General features: G+C 65.7%; 6 protein-coding genes. 4 read left to right on the top strand and 2 right to left on the bottom strand.

What is annotated here, in order from left to right; translation table 11 throughout:
* Positions 1–185 (bottom strand): hypothetical protein (locus tag NNI01S_RS35670; RefSeq protein ID WP_218019157.1); only part of this gene is annotated, 185 nt, incomplete at its 3' end.
* 139 nt (positions 186–324) lie between these two features.
* On the opposite strand from NNI01S_RS35670, the gene NNI01S_RS03855 reads away from it, so the two are divergent.
* The 3 genes from NNI01S_RS03855 to NNI01S_RS03845 all read left to right on the top strand — a co-directional run bounded on the left by NNI01S_RS03855 (position 325) and on the right by NNI01S_RS03845 (position 21,534).
* Positions 325–19,440, top strand: coding sequence for an alpha/beta fold hydrolase (locus NNI01S_RS03855; RefSeq protein WP_063017580.1), 19,116 nt, complete (start codon positions 325–327; stop codon positions 19,438–19,440).
* Between the two features lie 124 nt (positions 19,441–19,564).
* Entirely contained in the window at positions 19,565–20,956 is a 1,392-nt protein-coding gene (locus NNI01S_RS03850) for a hypothetical protein (protein WP_063017574.1), read from the top strand.
* Between the two features lie 149 nt (positions 20,957–21,105).
* On the top strand, positions 21,106–21,534 hold the full coding sequence (locus NNI01S_RS03845; RefSeq protein WP_063017573.1) for an ester cyclase: 429 nt from the start codon (positions 21,106–21,108) through the stop codon (positions 21,532–21,534).
* 234 nt (positions 21,535–21,768) lie between these two features.
* Here NNI01S_RS03845 and NNI01S_RS03840 read toward each other — a convergent pair whose 3' ends face one another.
* Complete coding sequence (locus NNI01S_RS03840) at positions 21,769–22,995, bottom strand: helix-turn-helix domain-containing protein (RefSeq protein WP_063017572.1); 1,227 nt, start codon at positions 22,993–22,995, stop codon at positions 21,769–21,771.
* Positions 22,996–23,288: 293 nt separating this feature from the next.
* Here NNI01S_RS03840 and NNI01S_RS03835 point away from each other — a divergent pair, with 293 nt between their 5' ends.
* Positions 23,289–23,573 carry a hypothetical protein gene (locus NNI01S_RS03835; protein ID WP_063017570.1) on the top strand — a complete coding sequence of 95 codons (285 nt, stop codon included), beginning with the start codon at positions 23,289–23,291 and terminating at the stop codon, positions 23,571–23,573.
* Positions 23,574–23,635: the final 62 nt, after the last annotated feature.

Here is a 23,635-nt window from a genome sequence, read left to right as displayed (position 1 = left end):
ATCGGCACGCCCTCCACCGAGACCGGAGCCACGAAATCCGGGGTCGCGGCGACCGCACGTGACGACGGATCCGCTCCGGCGAATACCAACCCCGGACCGGCCTCGGCGACCCCGGCGCATCGCACCTCCGGTGCCACGCCATGGGCGGTAGCCGAGAACGCCGAGCACGGTCCTTCGTCGGGCACACCGTGGAGTCCAAGCGCTCCCGATCGACCCGGCCAGGTTCCCGCCGACCCTCGAACCCCGTGGCGCAGCGCCCGCGAACACGACCCGTTCGCCCCCACTCGCTTCGGCGCCGCCGGCTGGAACCGCCGGACTCGCCGGATGAACCCGATCCTGGCTGTTCAACGCAACAACGACATCCCGGATGATCCCGTGCACGGCGTCCGCAACAGACAGCGCGGAGCATCCGCCGAACCACCCTCGATCGACGAGCGACGAACCGGCCACGACACCTTCGAACATCGGCCGCCTCTGTCTGCTGGTGGTGCGTCTATCGGCGCGGAAACCGACCTGCCACCGGTACCGGATCTGCTCGCCTCCTCCCACCGGGAGTTGCGAAATTGGGCGACCATGCTGTACGTCGAGGACGCGGAGGCGCTCATCGCCGATATGCATGCCAGGAGCGCCGCGCACCTGAAGGCTCTCGAGCGGGGTGAGCAGCCGCCGGTAGCGGAGATGATCGGCACGGCGCGGGCACTGAACGTGCTGGTATGGGAGCAGAGTCGTCGCGTCTGGGAAGACATCCCCCTTCGAGGTCTTCGGGACTACGCGACGCTGTTCGACGTCGGGCGAGACATGGCCGCCCGACTCCCGGAAGCCAGACAGCTGCATGCCGCGGCGAGCACCGTGTTCGACGTCGCGGGTTCCTTGCCCAGGCATGCTCCCGGTGACCTTCCGACGCGATGGAAGAACAGTGGCGACGAACTCAACTTTCTGCACACCCTTCCACAACACATCGGACGCATGGCCCACTACATGGAACGTGCGGTGGCACAAATACCATGGTCCGCGGAAGAAGCCTATCGAACTCGCGATCGCACACCGCGCGTCGAACACATCGGACGCACCGCCAGCGCCTTGGCGCAGATATCCGGCCTTTCTCATCATCTCGAAGAGATACGGAGGAGCGACGGGACGGATTGGTCGGAGTACATCGATGGGTATTTGGTTGCCGGGCTGGAAACCGAATTCGACCCGAATCTGATCCGAGCCCTCCGGTCATTGCCTTCGGATGCCATGGCGTTCGAGCAGGCGCAAACCGGCTCGGATGGGGCTTTCGCCGCCGCGGCAGCGGCCTATTTGCCCGCGTTGACCATGGTGGCCGAGCACTATCTGACCCGCAGCCGCAACGGTTCGTATGCGTTCGATCTGTTGTGCCGAGTGGAGGAAGCGTTCAGAGCGACATCAGCGCGACTGGGCGATTCAGAATCTGCGCTCGGCGCTGCCCGCACAATCGGCCTCCTCTACGACGATATTGCCGAAATCCGCGACGAGAGAGAAGACTACGAGGTCATAATCGCGTGCAATCATGCTCTCGCCCACTTCCAGAACCCGGCATTCGCCGAATCGATCGATCAACTCCTGCGAGAACTCCACTCCATCGCCGCGGGAAGTGGCGGGCCCCGTTCCGAGACGCCGCCGACACCCGGCGACGGATTATCGAATCCGCCTGACGGCAAAACGGAGTCACCGCCACGGCCTCGCCAGAGAACCCCGTGGAGCAGTGATCACGTCCCGCCCCCATCGGACGTCGGCAAAGCATCGATCGAGCAGGCAACCTCGGGCGACCCCGAGTCCGCGGTCACCGCCACAACTCTCGGAGCGACTCCTTGGGGTCGACTGAGGCAGAAGGCGTCCGAAGTGGGCGTCGCGCACGACCAACCTGCCTCCGAGCTCGACGACCGCGCACCCGACGACCATCGAATCCTCGAGCCGGAGGACGTGAACGCGCCGGAGCAGGAGCACCAGTGGAACGGGGTGTCGCCCCCCGCTTCACCGAGCTCACGCGCAAGGCCGAGCGACGCGGCGTTGGAAGCGTGGCATCGCTACCTCGATGCGGCGGAGGCTGCCGATGGGCGGGCGCAAGAACTGCTCGCCGAAGCCGAGCAGCACACCCCTGACGCCGCAGAGCGCGCCTACACCAGACGTTTCGCCGAGAATGAGCGTCGTATGGGCGCCCTCGCCGCCGAATTGGGAGTACCGCTGGATCGGCTCCGCGCGTTGATGGTCGAGGAGCTGCGGCAGGTATTCGACGGTGAGATCGTGACTCGGACCAAGGCTGGATCGTTGCGAGCCATCCTCGAAACCGGCAGGTTCAAAACGGAATTCGACTTCGTCGGGAAACGCGGGATCGGACAGGCTCTGTTGGCAGACCGCGCGCTGCTCGAGCAGGCTTTGTTCGGATACCCACCCGACCTTCCAGTGGAGTCGCGACCGATCTACGGGTTCATTCGCACCGCACCGTCCTATCGAGTGACGGCAGGCGATGCCCTCGCCCAGTACGGCGACATCGACATCGTCTTCAAAACCACTGTCGAGGAACGAACAACGGCCAATGTCGGCGACACCAAATCGGTCGCGGCGATCCCCAGCAAGGTCACCGACCCCCGCCCCGAGTCGTTCGCCGCCACTCCACCTGGTCACAGAACCCTCGGCTATCTCGGGCTGGAGGGCATCGACCGCGACTACGCCGGAGACAGATTCACATCCAACAGCTATATCGAGGCACAGGTGCATGGTGCCACGGTCGCCGACATCGATTACGTCGTGTTCCACGCGTCCGCACCGGACCAGCGATTGCAAGAGCTGTTGGACCAGGCGGGCATCCCTTGGTCGCACTTCTTCCGCCACCCGAGCGTCCCGTCGAGAACGTCTCGGGCATCCGAGCTGTCTCGAGCGGCAGAGCCGGATGCGAGAGCATCCGAACCGGAGACCCCGGACCGTTCGCCCCGACCGGCGCGGCCCGCAGCCCCGATCGGGACCATGGGCGTCCCCGATCCCGAAGAACCCATCGACGGTATCGGCAGAGCGTGGGACCACGGCCGCACCCCGGGGCCGAGACACAAACGGGTAGAGCGGCTCGGCGAACTGAACGCGACCGGCGGGGGATGGCCCCGGGGAGGCGGACGATCCGAACCGCTGGACGCGCTCAGGACCGGTGCGCGTGGTTCCAAGAGCGGCGACAGGGCCGAGGGCGACGGTCGAGCCCAAGCGCCCCGGGATCTGAGCGCGCTGTCAACGGAAGCGCACGCGGCACTCGACACAGCGGACGCCGAGCTGCGCGACCTCGGTTCGGCCGACCAGATCGCCGAACAGCTGATGCGGGACGGGCTCCCCGGACAGACCGCGGTGGTACTGGAGCGCATCGATGGCGTGGACCGCGCCAGAACGCTGGTCTACGACGGCCGCAGAGTCGTCGAAGTGCGCGATCCGAATACCGACGACGGCATGATTCACGAATTCGTACCCGGGTCGAGTGCCGCGGAGCAGACGCGTGCACTGGTGTATTCACCGGTGGAGGCGGCGGATCGGCTCGAGGCGGAACAGGCTTTGGGCAGACTGCTCGGCCGACACGACTCCGACAGGTTCCCCGAGCACTTTCCCGACGGCATTCCCGACCGGCCCACCCGCGCGGCTACGGCACTGGACTTCGATCGGCCCCGCACCATCGACGGACCGTTGCGGGAAAACGAATGGTCGACCTTGGCGAAGCTGTATCCCAACGAGGTATCGGGCTCGCGGGGAGCGCCGGAATCGGCCCGCGCCAAGGCACGTGAGGTGTGGAGCGACCGCTACTTCCCCCGGGAACCCGTTCCAGCTTCCGAGACACCCGCCCAATATTTGGCTCGCCACGCCGATGTGGCGATCGCCACGTACTCGAACACCTACCGCGCCGGCGCGAACGACGGCATCCACGGATGGGTGGATCAGGAGGGTGTCCTCCTATTCCAGATCGGCGCGGCAGAGGGCACGCCCTCGGGCCAGCAGATGTTCCGAGACTTGATGGCAGAAATCGGGTCTTACGTGCGTGCGATCCGTGCTCCATGGTCGGTGGGCGACAGCTTCTCCGACAACATCGACACGTTCAACGCGTACCGACAGGATCTGGGGCTTTCCCCCGAGGATGCGGCACGCCGGACGTTCACCGGCAAGATGGCCGATGGCATGGGATTCACCGAGGTGACCGTCAATCATCTGATCGGCCCCGTCGGGGAGCACCTCATCGTCGATGTGACGTTTTCCAAGCCCACCCACTCGCCCATGTCGACAGACCAGCCGGGTGGCGTATCGGCGCAGCAGCAGACCGATGCGATCTCGGAACCGGAGGCCACTACGGCCGATGCGGCTGCAAGCGCAACCGTCCGGGAAGCCGGAATTCGCAGGAAATATGACGCCGTGCCGATGCCATCGCACATGTACATGTACACGCCGGAAGTCGCCGCATCGCTCGACTACACGAATGTCTATACCGCCACCGGGGGTGGGATCCACGACGAAGACGCACCCTACACCACCGGGCCGGAAGGTGATGTTTTCTTCCTGACGGCCAATGGCGCCCGATCGATGCCGGCTCCCCCTGGCACGCATGCCCTGCTATACAGTTCATTCTCCGAACCCGACATCCATGTATATTCATTCGGGCACTGGTTCATCGACGGCGGCCGGAATGTGTACATCATCTTCGGCAGTAAGATGCTGCCGAAGGCATCGGCCGATTTGAAGTACGTTGCACAGGGCCTATTCGAAATGGCCGATCGCGGTGTACCGGTGGACTTCGACGACACCATCCTCGGAGACCTGTGGCGAAAGCAGATTCCGGTCGGCGTGCCGACCGCCGGTCAACTGATCGATCAGCGCGGCGAAAGCCCCCACCCGGCAGTTCCCGATGCGCGCACTATGTTCCCGGGGGCCACCGCTCAGTTCTGGATGTACGTCACGGCCGTTGTCGCGGAGGACGATTCGCTATCGATCGTATTCTCCATCAACCCGGTTCTCGGTAAGCCGGGCCGGATCACCCTCGTACTCACGCGCGAAAATGGAGTAATCACAGCCAGATACGCTGATATCGCCCTCGGCGAGGACGCCGATCGGGTAACCGCCGCGATCGACGAGTTCCACACCAGGGTTGCGGATCCGTGGCTGACCAGGTCGGGTGTCATTTTCACCGGCAGCGATGCGCCCGTGGACAGCGCGACCGATGATCCGGGCGCTCACCTGCAAGAACTGCGCATTCGCTTGGAATCGGCAAGGGCCGACCTCGCCGAGGTATTGGGCGTGCTTACGGATCTGGTGCGAGCCGGGTGGGTGCGACAGGCAGTGACCATCGCTCAACGGTGGATTCGAGGGCTGGGCGAAGCAGGGTGGGCAGCGGTGGCTTCAGCCCAGGATATGGATCTTCTCGTAGACTGGGTCGCACTGCGGCTTCCCGTGCTTCGCGACATCGAAGCCGCGAATGCGGCGCAGGCCGATCCGGTGACTCAGCAGCAGCTCACGGATTCGGGCGAGGAGCTGGATCGCCAATTGGCGAACCTATTAGGACTATCGGAACCCGGCCCGACAGTCCACACCTCCACCGACAACCCACTGATGGAGCTACGGGCGCTCGCCGATGCGACCAACAACCCGGACCTCCAGCGACTCGTCGACGCGACCGAGAACTTCCTGTTCGCCGACCGCGCCGTCGCTCGGCTCGAGAACGAGATGCGTGCCGGCAGCGAGCGCCGCCGCGGGCAAGCGGAAGCGACCCGAGCACCGGACGATGCCGCGCCCGAGCCAGCGCTGTCCGCCACCGGTGTAGCCGACTCCGACTCGTCGCCGCAGTCTCCTCTTTACGGTTGGGACGATAATGGTCACTACATCGAATTCGAGATCGACGACGTTTGGATTATCCCGGTGTCTTCGTCCGACGGAAAGATCTCTGGCGCAGGCTTCCCAGGGGACGAGCAAAATGCCGATGAAATCCGAGCGTGGGGCCTGACGGACAACAGGCCGGGAAACCGAGAATTCATACCCGTCTGGCCGGTTTCGGATGTGGCAACAAGGATGCCGGATATAGCTCCGACATCGCAGTGGGCCGACGACCCGCAGCCCGAGGAAGCGCCGTACTTCGATGCGGAAAAAAACCGTGAACCCATCGTCGTGTTCGCACACGCGGAAGAAAACGGCTACCTGATCAAGGTCGAAGATCGGCAGAACGGGCAGCGTCGAGGAGTTCTTGTCGACGGGATCGTGTTCGGCCGGATTGTTTGGTCCAGTGCTTACTTCCGAACCGCTTCTGCCCAACACCCGGGAAGTCAGTTGCTGCTGGTCGGGTGCAGCGCGGCAGCCGGAGATGCACACCGGTTGCTATCGAACTATCTGCACGAACAAGGTTTCACAGGAGATGTCTGGGGCGGTCGAGACATTATGCTCACGAGTGATGAGGGGCATGTATGTATTCGGATCGAAGTGGCCCCGGACGGCACCATGGTTCCGCCCTTCGACGTTACTCGCGCTCCCGGATCTCCTCAGGAGGGAGCCTCGGCGGAGTCGCCGCCTGGGCAGGCGGCACAGCAGGAGGTTCGTCCCCCCAGCCAGGTGACTGAACCGTCAACCACCCCGGGCGGACTCCCATCCAATCCGCTACCCCCTGGGGTAGAACTCTTCCACCATGTCGACCCGAACCCTATCGACGCCCACTTCCCGCACCGCCCACACGGCATCGGAGTCAACAAGCAACGAAACCTCAACCAACACCTTCTCGAATTCCACCACCATGGCAACGGCGATGACCGATTCTGGGACAAACCACATCCGGAGAACGCCCAACAACAACTGGACGAAGGCAACCCGCGCTACGACCACACCAGCCCCAACCCCGGAGACGGCGAGGCATTGCTGGCGGTCAAAGCAGCGGCCAAGGCAGCTCTGGACGCGGCTCACAATGGGGACGAGCGCGAGCTCAAACGGCTGCGACGGACCATCCGACAACTAGGCAACCCCGCCTACGAGCAATACCTCGAGCTCCGTTTTCTGCAGGGTCTGACGGTTGCCGACGCCACGGCCGCGATCAGCGCCAACCGTACGGCTGATGCTGACAAGTCGCTACGGCGCCGCGCCGTACACGCGCTCGCCGCGGTGCTCCCGGTCAGCCCGGCAGAGTTGCTGGATAGCCTCGACGCGGCAGCGCCGAACGCAACCCTGGTGGAGCTCGTCGACCGGCTCAGGTGGCAAACCGCGCTGACCGAAAGGCTACGGGCGGCGATCCTGTCGGGTCGGTTGGCCGAAGGCCGTTTGCTGCCCGTCGATGACGCGTTGGCGGAGCACTTGGGCCTCTTATCGAGAGACGTTGTCGACAGCGCGTATCGCCAGCTGGCCGGCGAGGGTTATGTGGTGGTCCACCGCGGGGTCGGAACGAAGGTAGCGAGCCGCGACCAATGGCCTGATACTCCGCCATCGCCGGTCGCTTCGCCGATTACTCCGGAAGAGATGTTGGAGGTCTTCACGGAGGAGGCGTCGATAAGAGAGTTGTTGCAGGCAGCCGGCGGGAACTTGAAAGTAATGGTGTTGTCCGCGTTGCGCCGAGCGGTGCTGTCGGATCGTTTCGCCGATCGTATGCTGCCTCGGGCCGAGCAACTCGGCGCCGCTTTGCATATGTCGAGAGGCCCCGTGGAGAAGGCTTATCGGCAGTTGAGCGTGGAGGGCTATGTAGTCATCACTCCCGGATCGGGAACGACGGTGAAGAGCCGGAACCGATGGCCGACCCCGCCTCCGGCGACGCCTCCCCGCGGGCATGGCCTGTCCGACCTCGACGTCGAAGTGCTCGAGCTGGCCGCGGCAGGCCTATCCGTCGGAGAGATCGCCGAGGCCGCCGGTGTCTCTCGGAGCAAGGTGAACTACAGCTTCGAACGCATTCGCGTGAAGCTCCGCATCAGCGGTGATCGAGCGGAGATCGTGGCGGTAGCCAAGCAAAGACGGATCATCGGCGACCACGACCGTCGCGAGAGCATCCCGCATGCCGGTGACGTGTCACCGGCAGTATCGCCGCAACCGCCGGGCGTACAGGCCATCTTCGTCGACAAGACCGGCGAGGCGTTGCCGGCCGCAGTGCCGCCGGCGGAAGCCGCGAAGGACCGCGCCGTGGCCGAGACCACAGTCGAGGACGGGGGGCGGCACTTCAACCCGCACGCCGACCCCGCCGCAGCGGCCGGACTCGCTCCCGAACGCTTCCAGCGCCCCACAAGCCGGCGCCAGCCCGGGATCATTTCCCCCAACGCCCATCTCGCATTCCACCGCAATCCCGAAACCGGCCGGGAATGGGACGAACACGAACCCCGGCCGGAGACCCGGCGGACTGCGCCCCACGCTGAGGCACCCCCCGCGGCCGACGTGGACAACGTGGCGGCCGGAACCCGGCCTACGCTCGACAAGAGCGCTCTGCCCAAGGTCAAGGCGGCCTTCGAAGCCGCGCTCGTCGCGGCGGACGAGGGTGACGACACGAAACTCGAACAGTTGCGGGCTGCTCTCGGCCGGGTCCGCAACGAAGACCAACGGATGGTTCTCGGGCTCAGGTATCTCCAGCATCTGACCTTCGCTCAGATCGGCGACGAAACGGGCGGATTCCGTAGCGAGAACGCGATCAAACACTTGCACCACCGGGGCGTTCAAGCGCTGGCCAAGATCCTCGACGAAGAGGCTGATCCGGAAACCAAGCGGCTGACTCCCGCCGAAGTGGTCGAGGTCTTCTCCGTGACTTGGACCACTGAGCAACCGGCGCCGAGCGGCGCCCGCGGATGGCGGAACACAGTGGTAGCCAAGTTACGCCAAGCGATCCTCTCGGGGAGGTTGGCCGAAGGGCGGACGCTGCCGCCTGCGAGCGATCTCGCCGCACAACTGGGCGCGTCGTCTGCATCTGCCGTGGCGGCCGCGTACCAACAATTGGCCGCGGAAGGGTATCTGGTAAGCCGCCGGAAGGCAGGCACCCGGATCACCAGTCGAGATAAGTGGCCCGTCCATACCGCCGCCGTGCCTGAGGCCGATTCCATGGATGCGGGCGTTACGGACACGGGTTCGCTCCGCTACGTAGTGCCGGACGACGTGGTCACGGCCGAAGTCGCCGGGAGCGAGCACAGTTCCGCACTGAATCTCCGGCGCTGCATAGATCAAGCGTTGAAGGCGCTGGATCGTATCGGAGTGGCGATTACCCCCGGACCCGATGGCGAACCGCAGCTGTCCGACGACTTGGTCGTGGCCACCGTGCAGACAAAACACTTCACCGGCGTCGCCCTCGGCGAGGCGCGCACGCTTCGGGCCATCGGTCTGGACGCGAAGCGGCATGCCGCTCTTCGGAGCGACCTGATGCTCAGGATGACACAGCGGGAAGAACGCTCTCGCATGCGCGATCTGATGCACACGCTCCCCGCCGTGCACTGGGATCAGGTGCATATCTCCGCCAAGGAAAACGTCCTCGGCCTGCACGCGAAGCTGACCGGACACCAATTGCGGCACAACCAGGTGGAAGTCACGTTCCACCCCGATGCCGGCGACGGCACGGCCGGGACATTCGAGGCACAATTGCCGGCCGACGGACCCGCGGTAGTCGGCACGATTTATCAGGGCCGCTTCCGCATTCAGGACGGCACGATTGTCACCGGGGTCACGCTGCGAAATGGCGGCGATGCATCCGAGCAGGCACACGGTCCGGATGATTCCGGCCAACCGGCGTCACCGGACATGGTTGTCCGACTGCCGGAAGCCGAGCCCCATGCGGACGGCGACGGCGCTGCCCGTGGCCATCGAACCGATCCCGCAACGACCGAACCGATGCCAACAGACAGTAAGCAGGTGACCAGCACCGGGGATCGTGAGGCCGGCTCCGACACGGTGACAACGCTGGACCTTGTTTCGGTGACGAGCACACAGCTGATCGAACTGCTGGCCAGTGGCCGGATCACCAGCGTGCAATTGACTCGGTTGTGCCTGCACCGCATCGAAAAGCTTTCGGTGTTGCGCGCGGTGATCGGCATCAATCCGCGGGCGCTCGAGGAGGCTGCCCGGGCGGATGAACTGCGGCGGGCCGGCGCCGCGCACGGCCCACTGTTGGGGGTCCCGGTTCTGATCAAAGGCAGCATCGATATCGCAGGCATGCCGACCACCGCGGGCTCGGTGGCTCTGGCGAACTCGTACCCCGCCACGGACGCCGCGCTGGTGACGCGGTTGCGTAAGGCGGGCGCGGTGATTCTCGGCCACTCCAATCTCACCGAGTTCGGGAGTTCCCTGAGCAGCACGTTGCCTTACGGGTACAGCTCCTACGGCGGCCAGACCCTCAATCCGATCGACGTCTCTCTGGTCCCGGGGGGCTCCAGCTCAGGATCTGCCGTCGGTGTCGCGGCCGGGCTTGTGCCGCTCGCCGTCGGCTCCCAAGCATCGGGGTCGATTACGACTCCGGCCAACTGGAACTCGATCGTCGGGCTCAAACCCACTGTCGGTGCTGTACCACGCGTGGGCGCCGTGCCCATGTCCACCACCCGGGACTCTCCAGGAGCGCACAGTCCGGACGTCACCGGCGCCGCGATATTGTTGACGGCGCTCGTCGGGGTCGATCCTCGAGACCCTGCCACCGCGCACAACCCCCTGGCGGGCCACGACTTCACCGCGGATCTGAATCCGGAGGCACTCCGCGGCGCCCGCATCGGCGTCCTGACGCTAGGGGTTGAGCCAGAGGGGACTCCGAAGCGGCGGTTGTGGGATGCGGCGCTGAGCACGCTGAAGGCTCGAGGCGCCACCTTGATCACCCTCGATCTGGACAACTCGCACAGCTTTCAAGACGACAACCCGCCCTGTTCGAGCGTGTTCTCCTACGAGATGAAGCGAGACCTGAACACATATCTTTCACAGCTGCCCGCTGACGCACCTATGAAAGATTTGGCCGACATCATCGCCTACAACAACGCCAACGCCGAGATCGCCTTGAAGTACGGCCAAGACCTCCTCATCGCCGCGCAGGCGAAGGACCTCGGCGCGGACAGCGCCGACACGGCGAAGTACCAGGCAGACCTTCAATTGGATCTCGCAGAAAGCAAAACCCGGATCGACGCGGTGATGGCCGAGCACGAACTCACCGCATTGTTATCCGTCTACGAGTACGGAACGATTATGGGCGATAAGGCCGGTTATCCGTGCATCATCGTCCCAGCGGGCCGCACGCCGGCCACCTCCGACCATCCAGCCGGAGAGCATGTCAATGTGACCTTCCGGGCCGCGGCGTGGAGCGAACCCACGCTGATCGGATACGCCTACGCGTTCGAGCAAGCCCATGCGGTGCAACGGCCGCGGCCCCAGTTCGCGGATCAGCTGTACCGCCAGGCGACAGCAGAGAATGCGGAAACGGCAGTGTCCACTGAAACTGTCACCGATTCCGGCGACCGGCAACGATCCGCAACGGTCGACGGCGAAACGGACGCAGCGCGGGAACCCGCACCGTCCGATGGAACCGCCTCCCCGACCCGCAGGTCTGCCGTTCCCCCGCGCGTCGGCCTGATCGGCGGCGTTCCCGACCTCGTCGATCCCTTCGACGACCACGGCGATCCTTGGGACCGCGGCGGCCCGGTTCCCCGGCACCAACGAATCAACAGGCTGGTCGAGCCCCACGCGGACGGAGGCGGATTCGCTCCCGGTAGGGAGCGGGGCGAACCGGCAACGAGCGAACCCGCCGCGCCGCCCGAGACCTCGGAAGGTCCCGGATGGCGACCACTGCGGATGGGGGTCGAGGTGGAACTGGGGCGTCGGCTCTACCGGCCGAAACGGTCTTCCCCCACCCGCGGCGGAGACCCGGAGGTCCTCTTCCGAGCCGTCGGCGAATTGATGCAGGATGCCACACCCACGGCTGTGTCCGAAGCCCGCGGTGTGATCGCGCATGGGGCCGCCGGAGCTCGCCCGGAGGATCGGCACCTCGTCGAGGACGACTTCACCCCGCAGCCGAACGCACCCGCTCGAGAGCGGGCGGCGGATCCATCCGGGTTCGGCATGGACATTCCCGAACGAAAGGCCAGGGATATCGGGATCGTGCCGCCCCCGCGCGGGCAGCGATTCGACCCCGGGATGGTTCACGCTACCGACCCGAACGTGGGACCGGACGGACATGCGTTCGGACGGCCCGGTAGACGAGCCGAACCGCCCGCGCACTCGGAAGACCCCGTCGTCGCCGAGCCTCGATCCGGGCCCGACGCCGCGGGCAACACCGGACAGAGCGATGGACGCGAAAGTTACCACCCCGGCACCATTCGCATGGGTCCCGCCGGCTTGATAGTGCCCGCCGACCCGGCCGACAGCCTGATCGTGCCCGCGGCGTACGTGATTCCCGCTGATCCGTCGCTCGAAGAACTCATGGAACGGTTGCGTCCGTGGAAGGAGATCTTCTCGTACTTCTGGGAGTTCCCGATGCCGCGGGAGGGTGAGCTATCCGGCCGGCAGTGGATCGAAAGCAATGAGCGAAGAGCTTGGATGAGGAGGCGGGCGATACTGCGGACCCCGCTCTATGCGGGGGTCGACGCAGCCGTACGGTTGACGCTCGGAGCCGAAAGGCTGCTGGCAGCGCCCAATGCGAGCCCGGGACCAGCGACGCTTCGGCAACGACGGGTCATCCCGGGCCGTGGGGAAACCGATGCCGAGAAAAAGCGGACCCTGCGGGCTGACGCGCAGGTTCGCGAGTCGAATCGCGCCGATACCGTCGAGATGACGGCGTTCGAGAGGTTCTGGCGGGGAGTGTCCGGGGACGAGATACCCCAGACCAAGCAGATTCGCCGGGGAGAAATGGCATACGTCGGGGGACGCCTGTTACGCGCCGAAGGTCACAATCTCATGGTGGCGGGGCGTTATGCCGAAGACTACGAGCTGATGGTCACGGGACGCGACCCCGTCCTCACTCCGGAAGAGTACGCACTGTGGTTGATGTTCAGTCACGACGCACTGTGGACCGTGCACTATCCCGGCTGCCGGGAACTGGAACCGCAGTCCCCCGAATTCCTGCTCACGCGCTACCTGACGGTTGCCATCTTCGACAAGATCGCCTCTAAGCCGCTCGAGGTGCAGTACCTGAATGAAGTCGTCCGTCCGTATTTGCGCCGTCAGGGTGCGGCAGCCGGCCGGGTATTGCTTCACGAACTGTCCCATCACCTGCTGGATTCGAGCCGCTCCACCCTGAAGCAGTTCGGCATGCGGGTCGGAAAAGGCCTCGGCGGAAAGGCAGGAGACGAGGGCGAGCAGCATCTGGACAACTGTGCCGCCTGCCGGAACTCCGCTGCCACTCCCCCGGCAGCAAACAGCCTGGACAACCGTGAACTGGTCGACAAGCCGCTCCACGCGACGGAATCCGCGCAGACCGTGACGACCGGTATCGACGACTCGGGCGAGGCCGACCCCGCTGGTCAACCGATGCCGACATACGTCCAGATCCGAGACCTCGCCGACCGGTTGCTACGGCAGACTGCGGCGCTCTCCGGCGAATCGACGTCCACCGAAACCGGCCCCGCGGAACCGCTCCTCGTGATTGCCGAACCCGACGAGTCGGTGTACGTCGTCACCGAACTCGACGAGCCGAGTCCGACCACCGCGCCGGAAAACCCCGGCCCGGCCCGACGTGGCGATCGAGAACCGCACGACGCTTCGGGGCCGCAGCAGTCACCATCGACAAGCACTTCCGCCACGGACGAGCAGCCGCATACGGAAGAACCGAGCGCGGAGGTAGCCCAGCGGATCAGCAGCCTCACGACGCGACTGACGGAATTGATTCTGATGACCGTACAACGCTCTCGCGAGGGCAAACCGGTCAGCGCGGATCGGGTGAATCGGGCCCACGACCAGATCGCGGCTGAACTGGCGCGTTTGAGAAGTACCGGAACGGTGATCGACGACGTGCCGGTGGTCGCCGGCCCGGATCGCCGGCTGGCTCTGGACTCGGTGTTCGAACCGGAAATCGCATACCAGCACACCTTCGATTACGCCATGAGCATCCTGCTCGGATATCCTGCCGCCCGCGTGAAGCTGGCGCCGGACGAAACGCGCGATCAGCTTGCCGAGATACGGCGGGCCATCGACCACGTGGCCGAACTCGCCGCTGCTACGGGCCGCGGTGCGGAAGTCGAGGAAATCGAGATCCTCGTCACCATTTTCGAATGGATGGAGCAAGCCGCCGCAGGCGGGCGACCGCTTTCCCTCGAGGAGGCACAGGCCGGTCCCCAGGACCGCGCCGTTCCGTCGAGGACCACGGCGAGGCAAATTCCCGACGTCACCGATAACGCGGATACTGCTCCGGAGAACACTCCGGCTGCCTCCTCGCAGCCGGATCGGCAGGACGATCCGGTCGAGATTCGACGCGACCGGAGCGATCGGTTCGGCCACGAGGCCGCACTGCCGGACGACGCCGTCCGCGCGGTCGCCGAGCCCGAGGAAACCGCCGACCTGGGCCTCACGTCGAAACTCTATGCCGCAACGATGCCGGACGGCAGAACCGTACACTTCCGCTTCCTGGGCAACCCTTACGGCTACCCGATCCTGCTCTCACCCGGCACGCCGGTCGGAGTCGACGGACCGCTGCCGGATCCCTGGGCGCTCTACAACCGAGGATTCGCGGTCGTCGTTGTGGAAAGACCCGGCTATGGCGACTCGGACCCGCTGCCTGGACGCACCGTAGCCGATTGCGCCCGCGACATCATTCACATCGCGACCGAACTATTCGCGTTCAACCGCTATTCCGTACTCGGGCGATCCGGCGGTGGATCGGTGGCCATCGCGGTCGGCGCGCTGGACCCCGAGCATGTCGACCGGGTCGTCTCCCTCGTGGGTACCGCCCCGCGCCTCGACGATATGGGTGGGTGGATGGCGGGCATGGCCGAGGAGAACCAGCGGATCTACGCCAGGCCCGACATCGAAGCCATGGCCGCCACGCTGACCGATATGGCCGACCACATCGCCCAGGACGGAGAGTGGCTGCTGCGCTACAACCAGGACGCCTTCACGCTGGTCGACCACATGTGGGTGGGCACGCACCGCAAAGAGCTGGCCCGGGGTTATCAACGCGCTGTGCGCAACTATCGGCGAGCATGGGCCGACGACGCCATCCAACTGACCGGGAGCTGGGGAATCCGGTTCGACCGGTACCGCGTCCCGGTCGACCTCGTGCACGGCGCTGCCGACCAATTCTCACCTGTCGACCACAGCCGCGATAACGCCAGACTCATCCCGACATCCAAGCTGTATCTCTTCCGTGGCGTCTCCCACATGATGGGCATGGACGCGCTGCCCGTCATCGCGAGCCACTTCCGCGCCGAACGGGATGCGTTCTACAGCGCCCGGCGCGACGACCGGCACATACAGGCGATCCAGCGCGCCGAATCCGACCCACTGCCATTCCCGCGGTGGATCCACTGGACGCGCGGCCGATGGGACTCGGTACCGGATTATGCGGACGACGGCCCGGTGCTGGATCTTCCGCCGCGTCGAGCACGTGGTCTGGATGGGCTGGGCTTCGATCCGCCGGAAACAGTCGCGGATCCAGTCCGCCGCCTGCCGCGCGGTGTGCCGCCCGGTGTGGTGGCGCATGCCGCCGCACCGAACGGTGGAGACAACAGCGCCTTCAAGGGCACCGCCCATACCCCGTCGCCTCAGGTCGACAACAGTGACGACAGTCGTCGCGATGCTGCCGCACAACGTCCGCAGGGCCTGAGTGATAGCAGCGCTGGGTCCGGTAACCTACCCGCGCGCCCGCTCGATCCGCGAGAGGTGCAGTACGGCCTGAGGACTACCCGGCGGGCGCAAGCGTTTCGTCCTGACACCGGTGCGCTCTTCGACCCGGCGGTGGCGCTGGATCTTCCGCCGCGGCGCGCCCGTGGTCTGGATGGGTTCGCTCTCGATCCGCCATCGGCGGTGGCGGATCCGTTCGGCGGTGTGCGGCGTGGTCTTCCCGACGGTGTGCTGGCGCATGCCGGGCATCCGCATGACCCGGATGGCGGGGCGTTCGGCGCTGGGCGGAGCGAAGCCGAGCGAATTGCCAACGCCGCGCTGTCGACCTTCCGTGCCGAGGCCACATTCGAAAATCTCCAGAATTGGGCCGCACGCCTCTCCGACGGCAATCTCGATCACCTGCTGGTCGGCTTCACCAGCAGGGTCACCGGTCAGATAGCGGCGATACATCACGGCGAACCGCCGTCGGTGACCGACAACGTGATCAACCCGGCACGGCTGTTGAGCGCGCTCGTGGCCGAAGCGACTCGCCGCTTCGGCGACAGCGTTCCCCCTACAGCGCCGACCACCTATGGGGAGTTGTTCGCACTCGGGCCATGGCTACAGGCGAAGCGACGCACCATCGGCGCGCTGGAAGACGCCATGACCGCCGTGCTCGACGCCGCGTACGCGGTGGCCCGCACCGTCGCCGAGCACCGTTGGTCGGTGGACGCTTCGCATCACACGATTCCGTCACATCTCGCGGAAGCGGGACTTCGGATCGAAGAAGCCGGACGGCACGACATCTGGCTCGAAGAGGATTCATTCCAGCCGTCTGCCGCCCCCACGGAGGAACACGCGCGGCTGGCGGAGTCCTTCGTGCGGAGTGTGGAGCACGGCCGAACGATGGCTCGAATGGTCACGGAGTGGGCCGGTCTTATGAATGGAGTGCTGCGGCTGCAATCCGGCAAAACTTTTTCCCCGAGGTACGCCACGATCTTCCAGTCGCTGCCCGTCCACGCCGTTGCGCTGGAGCGGGCGCGAACCGGCTCCGACCGTCTGTTCGCCGCGACGGCCGCGACTGCCCTGCCGCATCTGCTCGATGCGGCGTTCTACCTGTTCCCCACCAGCAACTCCGCCCTTGGACTCGACTATCTTCGTCAGGTCGACGACCTGCTGACCGAGGCCATCGCTCGCTTCGGAAACCGGGCCGTCATCTATTCGCTCCAGGAAGCAGCCGACGGCATTCGTCGACTGTACGAAGACATCACAGTCGCGTGCTCCCGCAGATCGCCCGAAGTCCGGTCACGGCGCATACATGAGACCCTGTCGGAATATTTCGACATCGGATCGGAGCCCGCCCTCGCCCACTGGTTCCACTGGGGAGTACGGGCGCTGTGGGGGCTCGGTAGTCAGAGCCCGGGAATCGAGTACGCCCCTAGAGAGCACCCGCTGGATCGCGACCTGCCGTGGGACTGGGATACCACCGATGACGAGCGCGCCCTCGCGGCAACCGCGGTGGACCTGCTGCAAATACTCCACGGTCGGGGAGCCGGGATTCGGTCATTGCTGGAGCACGGCGATACCGCGGACCTGTTCCAGACGGCTTTCGACACCGTCTCGAAGAATATGCGATGGTGGATCAAGCTCAGAACATGGACCAGCGGGAATACACCGATCGGCAGTCTCTTGGCGGGCGCCACAGACTTCTCGGTATCCCAGATCCAGTTGGCGGTGCTGAGACAGTATCCGCACATCATCGGGGCCGCCGCCGGAATCCCATATCGGGCGCGGGATCTGGCGAATCGGCTATCGCTCGCCCGTGACCTCGAATCCCCCCGCGTCGCACCCGAGCGCCGGCGTGAACTCGCCGCGCTGCGCGAGCAGCTGGCAGAGGTCAGAAACATGGTTTGGCGGCTTCCTGTCGACGCCTCCCCTCCGCCACCGGTGCTACTGGTCTCCTACGATCCCGTGACGCAAGGCGGCACGGGCCGAGCTGTCGTCTCGATCGGGGAAGCCGACCACGCATCCTTCGTGGCGTTCAACGTCACCGCAGCCGATACACCTGTCACCGATCTGTCGCACTGGGCGGATCACGCCTGCCTGCAGTACGAGGTAGCCCAGCAGCACGCGCCACGGAACAACCGCATATCGATCATGTTCACTGTCGGCTTACCGCGCGGGTTCGAGGCGCCTTCGCACAGCGCCGGGCCGGACCCTACGGCCAGGGGCAACGTCGTCGAAGCGCGAGACGTAGCCGGGGATATCTTGGCGAGGGAACTCATGATCTACGACGCAACCCGCGAAATGGCCCTCGACAGCCGCGACGAGAGCTGGTCTCGGATGGTGCGGCTGTCCACCGTAGTCGGGCACGGCGACGGCATCGGTGTGCTGCGCTCCTCCGCCGAGACGCTGGCGCTCAGCAGCGCTGTGGACCAGATCGTTCTCGTGCCCGGCTCGGCTGACGACCGCCTCCTTACCGCCAGCCAGCTCCATACCGGCACCGAGCGCGTCTACACACTCAATCCCCATCGCGACCGAAACGGCGATCCCAACACCATAGGACTGATCGTGGTCGGACACGGCGCCGAGATCGAATCCGCACCCGAGGCCGCCGGCCGTTCAACCGCCCCACTGATCGAGACGCCCACCACCGTCCGTGATCTCACGCAGCTGCTCTCCGCCCACGATTACCGCCCCCTCGAGGGCAGCCGGGGATACGTCATGACTCACGACGAGGGCCTGACGGTGTACCGAGCAGCGCAACCACTGCTCCATGACGCCCTGACGGGAACCTACAACACCACCGTCGTCCTCGAAGACCTCGGTTTGGTCCTGCGCATCGGTCAACCCGATACCGGCAGCTACGATCCCCGTTTCGGGCCTGAGCACAGGACTCTGCCGGTCATCTCCCGATACGTTCGAAACGCACCGCAACTACTGAAAGTCATCACCGGCCACATGCCGGACGGGCGCGTCATCGATGGATCAGCGCCGATTCTCATCGAAAGGCTCGCGCGGGGACAGAATCTCGCCGAGACTTTCCGGCGAGCCGACCGGAGAGCGATCCGGTCCCATCAGGGTCTGATACTGCGCACCTTCGCGAACATCCACGAGCAGCTGCGCACCATACCGGAGAACCATCCGTTGCTGGATCAACTGACACCACCTGGCGTCGCGAAGGGAGACACCGGCGGGTGGTATTTGAATCACATCAATTGGTACCTCGAGAATTTCTACCGGCGGCACCTCGACCGCTTCGGTCACCTGTTCGACGAGTTCGGCCTGCTCCGCGGAAACCCGTTCGAGCCGCTGATCGATGACGCTCGATCGATGCGAGAGTCCCGCCACCACATCCTGCACGCCGACCCGAACGAGGGAAACTTCCTCATCAGCAACGAGCTACGCGTGACACTGCTCGACTGGGAGCTCGCCGTCAACGGCCCGAGCGCCTACGACTGGGCCCGGCTGGGCCATCTCATTCCCGGCATCGAGGTGCCTCGTGAACTCGGTGGCCCCGACATGGTCAAATTCGCCCGGGTCGAGAAGTTCAAACGGGTCATGAACGACACCGTCAAACTGGCGCCGCTGGCTGCCGCCGGACAACTCACCCCGCAACTGATCGAATTCATCGAGACCGAATTCAGCGAGGCCGTGATCCAAGTGCGTCAGCTATCCGGTCACACCGATTTGCTGCCGCCACGCGCGGAACTCGAAATCCTCCGATCCTGGCGACCGTGAGAGAAGGAAAGCGCGGCATGTCGCGCCTCGGCTATCTTCGACGTTCGCGTCGCCACCGCAGCCGGCACTGCCAGGTCCGCGGGTGCGGCGCGAGCAGTGACCAGAAATCGACACGGAGGACGACTTGGTAGACGCACCCGGTGGGCTGACCATAGAACACCCACTGGCTCGTGCGCTGGCGGCGAACGCGCCGACCGGGTGGCAGCGGCTGGACGCGGTGTTCGCGGTCACGGTGGTGGGTGAGATCGCCCAACTCGTGTATTCCGTCGGCCGGCAGGCGCTGCCGGTCGACCCGCCGGAGCCGGTGCTTGCCATCGTCCGGGAGCACCGTGCAATCGCGGCAGGCTCCGGAGTGGACCCGTGGTGGCGAATGATGATCGCGATGACGAGTTCCGGCGGGATCGAGGTCGCCTACGACTACGGCGACGAACCCTTCCCGGATGGTCAACTGTTCGTGCCGGAAGCGTATCGCGCCGATCTCGAGGCGTATCCGCGCGAAAAGGTGCCGGTGTGGTTGGCCGCCTACATCGGGCACGGCGACCGGCAGCGGCGAACTCCACAGCAGGCCGCCGCCCAGGCCCGCGCCGACCGGGCCGGCCAGGTGTGGGCAGTCCTCGCGGAGAACGAGTTTCCCCCGTTCCCGCAGATGTGGGCCCGATGGACGACGATCTCAGCGGCCTTCGTGGCGGCGAAGTCGGAATGGGGCCCTCGGATGCTGCCCTGGGTCGGAGTGTTCGAAGGCACTTCGCGCGGTGGCTCCACGTTGCACGCGCTTCCGGCCGGACGCGCCGTGTTGTCCGGTGGCGTATGGAACGCGCCGACCTTGGACGCTGCGTACAACGCCGGCGCACCGATGCCCGAGTTGTACGGCGGCGCGCCGGACTGGGTGGCCGACCCCGTCTTGAATCCGCGGGCCGCTTCCGGCCTGCTGTCGTTCTGTTACTGGTGGGAAGCCGGGCGGTGGTACCGCGGGCAGTCGCCGCCGGCCCAGGAGTGCGCGCCCGCGGTGCCGGGCGTCTGGACGCGCGAGACGGCGACGAAGATCGTGGCAGGGATACTCGGGGACCGTCCGGACGCGGACGCGATCGAGGCGATAGGAGCGTTGTTGTCCGCCGCCGAGGCGGGCAGGGTGACACGAGCCACGCTGGCCGCCGTCTTCGCCGACGACGGCCGCTTCGATATCGACGGCGCGCTCTATCAGTTCTCGGTCGCCGGGCTGCTGTCCACGGCGCCCGAGCCGATGGCCGCCGAAGCGGCGATCAGCCGGGTACGGGACTACGTCATCGGACGGCAACTCGACACCAGCGGGTATCCGCTGTCGCAGCTGACCGCCGAGCGCTTCCGCTTCGGCTGGATGGTGCACGTGCCCGCCCCCGGGAACCCGCAGTCGGACCGAGCGATCTTCTATATCGCCGACGACGGCGAGTTCGTGCACTCGTCCTCGGGCGTCGATCAGGCGCGATTCATCGCCGCGTTCGAACAGCGCTTCCTCGACCGCCACGGCCCGGTGGACTGAGCGCGCGGCGCGGAGGTCCTTTCCTGATCGTTCGCGACCGAGCTGTATCCGATTTCCGACCAGTGTTGCCAGCGGTTGCTGCCCGCGCGGTGCGAGACTCGGGTGACGACGGCCGTTCGCCGCCCGGCACCCGAGGAGGAAGGTCGATCATGTCGCTGGAAGCCAACAAGGCACTGGTCCGCCGGTTCTATCAGGAGATCGACGCGGGGAACGTCGATGCCATGGACGACCTCGTCGCGGAGGATTATCTCGATCACTCGCCGCCTCCGTTCCCCGGCCTCGGCCCGGGCCGCGAGGGGCTCAAACAAGCCTTCAGGATGTTTTGGGCCGCCACTCCAGGGCGACACGTGATCGAGGATCAGGTCGCCGAAGGTGATCGGGTCGTCACCCGGCTCACCGCGCACGGCCGCCACACCGGGGATCTGCCGGGGATACCGGCCACCGGGAACGAATTGACGATGACCGGCACAGCGATCCACCGGATCGCGGACGGCAAGATCGCCGAGAAGTGGTCCGACAAGGACGTGCTCGGGTTCCTCCAGCAGTTGGGCGTATTGCCCGCCGTGGGAGGACATTGACCGCCAGCCCGTACATCGGCCGAAGCGATTCGAGACACGGAAAAGGGGAAAGCCATGTATCAGTGGAACCTGATACATGGCTTTCGTCTTGTGGGCGAAGGGGGACTTGAACCGCCGTATCGCCCCAGCTAGCAGCGTATGACCTTGGGATTCGTCGGGATTGGTCGGGATTCACCGGGATTGGTCGGGGCAAGAATAGCCCGGTTTGTGGACCGCGTCCACGCATCCCGAGTGCTATGCAGTGACGCCGAGCCGACTGGCGAGCGCCCTCGATTCGCGCTCGACGATCTTGCCGCCGTGCGTCACGAGCTCGGCCGCGAGACTGCGCGACAGCGGATGGCAGCGCATCGATTCCTCGGACACCGACGCCGCTGTCTTCAGCGCACCGAGCGTGCCGATCCAGTCCTTCTGCTGCCCGTACGCTCGCGACAGCTCAAGCCATAGACGGGCTCGACGGTCGACGCTCGGCACCGCGTCAGGGTCGACGATGCTCGCAGCCTCCAGCGCACCGCCGGACTTGCGCATGTCGACCATGACCGACACGGCAGAAAACTCGGTGTTCGCGACGCCGAACAACGTCCATGGGTGGGTGCTGCCCGTGGGGAGCGCCCGCGCCATACCCATCGCCTGATCGATCCCCCGCAGTGCATCGCCCTCGCGGCCGAGGCGTGCCGCGCTGATCGCGCCGTGCAGGTGGCAGGCACCCCATAGCGATTGCGCCTCCTGGTCGCCGTCGAGGCGCGGTTCGAGCAACGCGACCGCGTCCTGCGCCAGGCGGTATGCGTCGTCCTCGCGCGAGGTCGAGCGCCAGACGTTGCCGAGTACCCAGCTCGCAGCGGCGAGCGTGACCGGGTCGTCGGCGATCTCGGCCGCGGACATGCATCGGTCGGCAGCGAGCCACAGCAGCGGCGCGTCAGCAACCCAAGCGAGCACCTGCTCGGACAGCGCATAGGCACCCGACAGTGCCGCGGCGGCGGTCCGGCGTTCTTGCCCGTCGAGCGTGCGCACCGCGCGACGGCCGTCGCGAATCAGCTCGGGCAGCATTGCGCCGGCATCGGCTCGGGGCGTGGCCGAGGTGTGCCACAACCGCCATGCGCGCTCGACGCGGGCGCGCAGCTCAGTCGGGTCGATGGGCGACGGCACAGGGGCGAGGTCGACTGACTCGATTGCCTCGCGAATTTCGGGTACGACGGGATGCCCGGCGCGGCGGGCGATGCCGACGAGTAGCTCGTGCTCGCCGGTGATCTCGGTCAGGTCGCGCACGCCGAGAGCTTGCCCGATGCGTAGCAGCATCTCAAGACCGGGCGGGTGCTGCAGGCGACCCTTCTCTACGTCGCGCAACCAGTCCTCGGACTTGCCGACGAGACCGGCGACGACTGCACGCGGCTTGCCCGTGCGAGTGCGAATGTTCTGAATGCGCTCGCCTATCGCGCGTGCGGCGAGTTCGTCAGGGTTCGGCATATGCCTTGTCCTTCTTCGCGGTTGGCCTCATTCGCGAATACCCCCGACCCGTCGACCGGGGGCAATTTCCTCCGCGAAGAGGTTCTCCCAGCATAACGGCGTTGCGCGCGTGGCGATATGGCAAACGAGCAGGTGGGGAGATTCCCCCCACTTCGGAAGGTGGGGCGCGGCCACCGGTCCTCCTGCCACCGGGCGCGCACGCTTTCATCCACGCCGCGCCGTCGGGTCGACCTCCATCCCCGGCGGCGGGGCGGATCACTGACACCTGTTCGGCACACCTCAGGACGTGCGAAATGAAATCAGATGATCTGATCCGGATGCGTGACGCGCTCGCGAATCTGTCGGATGCGACCGACTACGACGCCGCCGACGTACCGACCCAGTGGGCGCGCAACAACGACGGCACATGGACCCCAGTGTTTTCGGACGGGCGAACGGGTGGCGAGTTCACTTGGGCTCAGATGCTCGCTGCCCGTGGCGAAGACATCGGCGAGGTTCTCGAATCCCTGATCGCCGCTGGACTCATCACCAACGTTCAGGCGGTCGGGATTGATGTACTCGACCAGGGCAGGGGATGACTGTGGGATTCGACTGGTGGCGCGACGGCGAGTCTGACGGCACGTCGGTGCAAGAGATCGTA

Origin of the sequence: Nocardia niwae NBRC 108934 = DSM 45340, assembly GCF_001613465.1 — a bacterium.
Lineage (GTDB): Bacteria > Actinomycetota > Actinomycetes > Mycobacteriales > Mycobacteriaceae > Nocardia > Nocardia niwae.
Note: the sequence above shows the minus strand (reverse complement) of the source record. Positions and strands in the feature narration are given on the sequence as shown.